The organism is Sulfitobacter sp., from assembly GCF_041552635.1.
Taxonomy (GTDB): domain Bacteria; phylum Pseudomonadota; class Alphaproteobacteria; order Rhodobacterales; family Rhodobacteraceae; genus Sulfitobacter.
Map to the genome: position 1 here is coordinate 1 of NZ_JBFEKM010000209.1, position 5,665 is coordinate 5,665.

The 5,665-nt window shown below is 55.5% G+C and carries 8 protein-coding genes and 1 pseudogene; 5 read left to right on the forward strand and 4 right to left on the reverse strand.

Annotated features, from left to right (window positions below; translation table 11 throughout):
* The 5 genes and pseudogenes from ABYT07_RS18365 to ABYT07_RS18385 all read left to right on the forward strand — a co-directional run.
* A pseudogene (locus ABYT07_RS18365) lies at positions 1–427 on the forward strand (DNA topoisomerase IV subunit B); the annotation flags it as partial.
* Between the two features lie 32 nt (positions 428–459).
* A complete protein-coding gene (locus ABYT07_RS18370) occupies positions 460–1,398 on the forward strand; it encodes an HNH endonuclease (RefSeq protein ID WP_372993467.1) in 939 nt (312 codons plus the stop codon).
* 399 nt (positions 1,399–1,797) lie between these two features.
* On the forward strand, positions 1,798–1,941 hold the full coding sequence (locus ABYT07_RS18375; protein WP_372993468.1) for a hypothetical protein: 144 nt from the start codon (positions 1,798–1,800) through the stop codon (positions 1,939–1,941).
* 90 nt (positions 1,942–2,031) lie between these two features.
* The gene (locus ABYT07_RS18380) at positions 2,032–2,433 is read left to right on the forward strand and encodes a PaaI family thioesterase (RefSeq protein ID WP_372993469.1); all 402 of its coding nucleotides are present in this window, start codon (positions 2,032–2,034) and stop codon (positions 2,431–2,433) included.
* Positions 2,434–2,480: 47 nt separating this feature from the next.
* Positions 2,481–3,161 carry a hypothetical protein gene (locus tag ABYT07_RS18385; protein ID WP_372993470.1) on the forward strand — a complete coding sequence of 227 codons (681 nt, stop codon included), beginning with the start codon at positions 2,481–2,483 and terminating at the stop codon, positions 3,159–3,161.
* Here the strand turns inward: ABYT07_RS18385 and ABYT07_RS18390 are convergent.
* The 4 genes from ABYT07_RS18390 to ABYT07_RS18405 form a co-directional block, all read right to left on the reverse strand.
* Positions 3,158–3,562, reverse strand: a complete 405-nt coding sequence (locus ABYT07_RS18390) for a cytochrome c (protein ID WP_372993471.1) — start codon at positions 3,560–3,562, stop codon at positions 3,158–3,160. The genes ABYT07_RS18385 and ABYT07_RS18390 overlap by 4 nt on opposite strands.
* Positions 3,563–3,809: 247 nt before the next feature.
* Entirely contained in the window at positions 3,810–4,484 is a 675-nt protein-coding gene (locus ABYT07_RS18395) for a calcium-binding protein (protein ID WP_372993472.1), read from the reverse strand.
* Positions 4,485–4,580: 96 nt separating this feature from the next.
* Positions 4,581–5,264, reverse strand: a complete 684-nt coding sequence (locus ABYT07_RS18400; RefSeq protein WP_372993473.1) for an ABC transporter ATP-binding protein — start codon at positions 5,262–5,264, stop codon at positions 4,581–4,583.
* Positions 5,257–5,665 (reverse strand): FtsX-like permease family protein (locus ABYT07_RS18405; RefSeq protein WP_372993474.1); only part of this gene is annotated, 409 nt, incomplete at its 5' end. The genes ABYT07_RS18400 and ABYT07_RS18405, both read right to left, overlap by 8 nt.

Here is a 5,665-nt window from a genome sequence, read left to right on the forward strand (position 1 = left end):
CGACGCGGATGTCGACGGCGCGCATATCGCGGCGCTGCTGATGACGTTTTTCTATACCCAGATGCGCCCGATGATCGACGCGGGCCACCTGTATCTGGCCTGTCCGCCGTTGTACCGCCTGACCCAAGGGGCCAAGCGCGTCTATGTGTCTGACGACGCGGAAAAGGACATGTGGCTGGAAAAGGGCCTTGGCGGCAAAGGCAAGATCGACCTGCAACGCTTTAAGGGCTTGGGCGAGATGGACGCCAAGGATCTCAAGGAAACCACGATGGACCCGGGCACCCGCAAACTGATCCGTGTCACGGTACAAGAAGACACCCCCGGTCAGACCGGCGATCTGGTGGAGCGCCTGATGGGGAAAAAGCCCGAACTGCGCTATCAGTATATTCAGGATAATGCGCAGTTTGTGGAGGAGTTGGATGTTTGAGAGCACAGTGAAAGCTTACTAGGAGACTTAATTTGGCTAAAGATCTCTATATTGGCAACACGGACCATGATTGGTTCGATTTCTGTAAGTCTCAACCGGATTTGAAAGAGGTCAACTTTTGGCAACCATCTCGCCAACACTTTAAAGCAATCGACATTGGGGGCATTTTCTTTTTCCGCCGGAAATCACCTATCGACAAGATTGGTGGCTTTGGGGTGCTAGCGAGTGCGGGAGAGGCTACGATCCAGACCGCTTGGGAAAGTTTGGGACTTTCCAATGGCGTGGAAACCGAAAAAGACTTTATCCATAGAGTGATGAAGTATAAAAAATCCAGCACTGTTGACAACCAAACCCTAGTTGGCTTCAAAATTTTAGTTGACCCGGTTTTTCTCGATAAAGAACATTGGATTGACGTGCCAAAAGACTGGTCGAAAAATATTGTAACTGGAAAAGGCTATTATCAGGACGCTATCCATGTGAGGCCGCTTCTGGAGCTTTTTGAGAAGCATAAAAGAGTGACCACATATCCGGCTTCAAGTACACTTTCGGAGCACGGGTTCGCCGAAATTCAAAGTGGCTTTAAATACCGGCAGAGCGCGAAAGTAAGGGTTGGACAAAACATCTTTAGAATGGCTCTACTGAGCGCATATCAAAACAAGTGCGCGATAACAGGAACCGCTGTAGAAGTTTGTCTTGAAGCGGCGCATATCTCGGCGTTTTCCGAAACAGTAAGTCATGAGATACCAAATGGCCTTTTGTTAAGAAGAGATATTCATGCTCTCTTTGACAGCCATTTATTGTCGATCGATAGCCAAAATCGAGTTCGCCTTTCAAAACGTTTGAAGGAAGAACTTAAGGTAGGTGATGAATATTTGCAGCTGGAAGGGAAGGAGTTATCCATTCCAACCGATCCCATTTTTCAGCCTTCAAAAATTCGGTTGGCGGAACACTTCTTAAGTCTAAAAGACTAACGCGCACACTAATTGTAAAGTTAGCAGGAAACTCCGACCATACCCAGACACTTCCCAAACTGTATCCAATGGCCTTTGGCGAATAGCCCCTTCCCTTCCCCCATGGGGAAGGGAAGGGGCTTCGAATGATCAGGGGTTGCGGACTATAAATCTAAGTTAAGCAACGGTTTTGTTTGTCTCGGCCCGAGGTCGGACGCGGTTTTGACGTTGCGTTTGGATTGGAAGGTGGCGACGCGTGGGTTGACACCCACCCTACGTGGGGGCTTGCGTAATGGCTCGGGCAGGCCCACTTTATATTCACAGGCCATGCGCCTGTTGCCTCACCGGACCCGCCGCGCGCATTGCGCCCCTGCCCTCTGAGCATCTACCCGATGGGCACCCGCCGTTCGGGAACCTTTTGTGAACGAGAACCCCATGTCCAAAGAGAAAAACAAAGGCAACAAAGAGACCAAGAAACCCAAAAAAGAAAAGGTCAAAGTGCTGGCCACCGCCAACAGCGGTATGAAAGACGGCACGCTGATCGCGGGCAAAAAGGTCAAGTAGCCCCACCGTTTTGACTTGAAACCCCACCCCGCGTCCGGCGTAGGGTGGGTGACACCCCACGCGCCCTGCCCCAGACACCGGACCCAGCCTATGACACCTGAAACCGCCCAGACCATCTTGACCGAAAATTTCGCCCCTTGGGTCATGGCGCTGCACCCCACGGTCACGGAAATCGGGCCAGACCGCACGATCCTTACCATCCCCATCACACCGGACCTGAACCGAACCGGCGGGATCGTATCAGGCCAAGCGATGACAGCACTGGCCGACACGGCGATGGTCATGGCCTGCATGGGGCATCTGGATGCGCTGGCCCCTGTCGGCACCGTCACCCTTGATACGCAATTCCTGCGCCCCGCGAGCGGAGAGACCCTGCGCGCCGAGGCCGAGGTAACGCGGGCCGGAAAATCAATGATGTTCACCCGCTGCACCATCATCGCCGAACCCTCGGGCAAGCCCGTCGCATTGGCCACGGCGACCTTTGCACGGTAACGCGGAATTTGCTTGAAGGGCTGGTGAAATTCGCCCAACGTCGGGGCATGAAACGTGCTCTTGTTCTTTTGCTGTTGCTGGCCTCGTGTGGTCGTCCGTTGACGGTGAACGAACAGGCATTTGCCCAGACGATCATGGGTGAAACTTTGAACCTCCGGCAAGTGCGGCTGCACGATGGCGCGCCGTCAAAAGCGGTCACCATGACCCGCAAGACCCGCCCGCGCACCACCTGTCGCGAACGCATTCTGCCCCCCGAAAAGGTTGGCGAAGTCATCACGACCAAGCCCGCTGCAATCGCGTTGTGGAACACGGTGCTGTTTGACGAGGATTGGTATCTGGACGACTATCTACCGGATTATCCGGATAAAATCGGCCTTATTGCCACGATGATTTTCAGCCACGAACTGACCCATATCTGGCAGTGGCAGAACCGCGCGACGACAGGCTATTCCCCGCTGCGTGCCGCGCGTGAACATGGCGGGATGGCAGACCCGTATCTGTTTGATTTGCAAAATGAAACCAGATTCACCGACTTCGCATTCGAACAACAAGGGGCCATCGTCGAGGAATTCGTCTGCTGTCGCGCGCTGGCCCCGCAAGCGCCGCGCACCAAGCGGCTGCATGCGCTGATCGGTCAGGCGATGCCTGTCGAACCCCTGCCCCAAAGCCGCGCTTATGATGTGCGCATGCCGTGGGACGGGGTCGAATTGCGCGGGATCTGCGATTAGCGCTGGATGCTTTCCAGATAGATCAACAGGCCCGCCAAAACGCGCGGTGTCGGGGTGATTTGGCCGTCAAGATCAACGGGGACCAGATCCAGCGCCATGTCCTCGCCGAACTCGGGCATCACGCGGGTCATGTGGTTGTCGAGCGGATCGCCATAGATATAAGCCAACGTCTTGGTTTCGGGAAAGCGCCCGCCATTGTCGCGCGCCAGCAAGGTCAGATCGCGCGGTGCTTTGGCAAGACCGGCCGCAAGGGGGCCGTCACCTTTGGCCGAACGCCCATGGCAGGAAACGCAATTGTCGGCAAAGAACGCAGCCCCATCGGATTGTTCTGGCATATCGGGGGCAACACAGGCTGCAATGGTCAAGATACAAGGCAGGATGGCAATCAGGGACAGACGCATTTGGGGGGTTCCTTTTTGGGGCAATGTATTAGATTTGCTGTTGGGTTTGGGCTGCGCCATGATCTGGATCAATTGACAAGGAAGCTTTGGTATTCAACCATTCAATAACATGTTTTTCATGCACTTGGCGAGGGGCTGATGCGCTTTCGCGTGGCCCACGCCAGATTACCACACAACCGGTCCCTGAGCGGGGATCACCGGAGTTATCAAAAATTCCGAACCGATTTTTTCCAAGTAATCGCCCCCGTTAGCTGATGCCCCGCAAGGGGTTAGCCATCACGAACAGGATCGCATTGTCACTGATCGGATTTTCAACGCCCGGCAATGTAATGGACAAGCCGCTGCTCAGTGAAACCCGCAATGCGCCATTTTCAATGGTTTGGCCCAGAATGGTAACATCTTCTTGGGTTGTCTCAACCACCAGCGCATCCTGTGTCGGATCGTAGTCGCCAACGGTAATATTGCCCTGCGCATCCGACAGCATGGTAAAGCTGTCTGCCCCCTCGCCGCCAATCCCGGTGTCGCCGCCGCCCAGCATCAACACATCGTCACCCGCCTGACCGTCCAGCAGGTCCGCTGCGCCGTCGTCCCCCTCTCCAAGGGTGTCGCTGCCGCTGAACAGGGTATCGTTGCCAGTGCCGCCCGAAATCACATCAGCGCCAAAGCTGCCGATCAACCGATCATCAAGCATACTGCCGGTCAGCGTATCATTCCCGCCGAGCCCTTCGAAAAAGCTGGGTGTCGTGTTGCCTGCCGATTGCCCGTCATCACCGTCGATGACGGTGTCATTTGTTGCATCTACAGGGCCAGAATTGAGCGGTAGCTCCTCAGACTCCTCATCGTCCTCCTCCCCCCCAATGGGGTCAAAGATCGCCAGCATCGGCCCAATAGCCGCCAAGAGCATGATTAGAATGGATGACATAATAAGATCCTGATATCGGATTACCATGCCGCAGGACGTTGACCTGTTTGGGGTCAGACCAAGGAAACTTTATGTTAATTGCGTCTTAAAATGGCCTCAAACTGGTACCAACAGACCGGCGTCCAGCCTGATCTGGCGGTCCATACGGCTGGCGAGCTCAAGATTATGGGTCGCTATCACAGCAGAAAGCCCGGTGCTGCGCACCAGATCCATCAGCGCACCAAACACCTGATCCGATGTCGTCGGATCAAGGTTTCCCGTCGGTTCATCCGCCAGCAACAGGCGCGGCGCATTGGCCAGCGCACGGCAAAACGCCACCCGTTGCTGTTCGCCGCCTGACAATTCAGCAGGCCGGTGACTGGCGCGGTGTGCTATGCCGACCTGCTCTAACAGGCCCATCGCGCGGGTCTGGGCCGCGCTTGCCCCGATCCCGTTGGCCAGCTGTGGCAAAACGATGTTTTCAAGCGCGGAAAATTCGGGCAGCAGGTGGTGGAATTGATAGATAAACCCCACATCACGCCGCCGCACGCCGGTGCGTTTTCGGTCGGATTGGCCGGTCATATCATGGCCTGCAATCTCGACCGTGCCTGTATCGGGTGTATCAAGCAGCCCTGCGATATGCAGCAGTGTCGATTTACCTGCCCCCGAGGGGGCCACAAGTGCCACGACTTCGCCCGGTTCAACGGTCAGGTCGATCCCGCGCAGGACAGACACCTCGGTCGGTTTGCCTGCGTTATAGGCCTTTTTGATGCCCGAAAGCCGCAACACAGGATCATTCATAGCGCAACGCCTCAACCGGGTTCATCCTTGCCGCGCGCCGCGCCGGAAAGATCGTGACAATAAAGGACAGGCCCAGCGACAGGCCCACAGCAGACATCACGTCATTAAACTGCAACTTGGCCGGCAGAAAATAGATGCCCCGCACTGACGCATCCCACGCCGTGCCCCCCGAAAGCCAGTTCACCACGCCGAATATCTGATCCACATAGATCGCAAACAAGCAGCCTAAAATCACGCCCATAGCGGTGCCAATGATCCCCGTAAAAGCCCCGCAGATGAAAAACACCCGCAGAATGGACCCTTCGCTAAGCCCCATGGTGCGCAGAATACCGATATCGCGACCTTTGTTTTTCACAAGCATGATCAAGCCGGACACAATGTTCATGGCCGCAATCAACACC

Excerpts from the sequence above, each read along its gene's own strand:
- ABYT07_RS18380 (WP_372993469.1), top strand. The coding sequence starts at position 2,032 with ATGACACCTGAAACCGCCCAGACCATCTTGACCGAAAATTTCGCCCCT.
- ABYT07_RS18385 (WP_372993470.1), top strand. The coding sequence starts at position 2,481 with ATGAAACGTGCTCTTGTTCTTTTGCTGTTGCTGGCCTCGTGTGGTCGT.
- ABYT07_RS18390 (WP_372993471.1), bottom strand. The coding sequence starts at position 3,562 with ATGCGTCTGTCCCTGATTGCCATCCTGCCTTGTATCTTGACCATTGCA.
- ABYT07_RS18395 (WP_372993472.1), bottom strand. The coding sequence starts at position 4,484 with ATGTCATCCATTCTAATCATGCTCTTGGCGGCTATTGGGCCGATGCTG.
- ABYT07_RS18400 (WP_372993473.1), bottom strand. The coding sequence starts at position 5,264 with ATGAATGATCCTGTGTTGCGGCTTTCGGGCATCAAAAAGGCCTATAAC.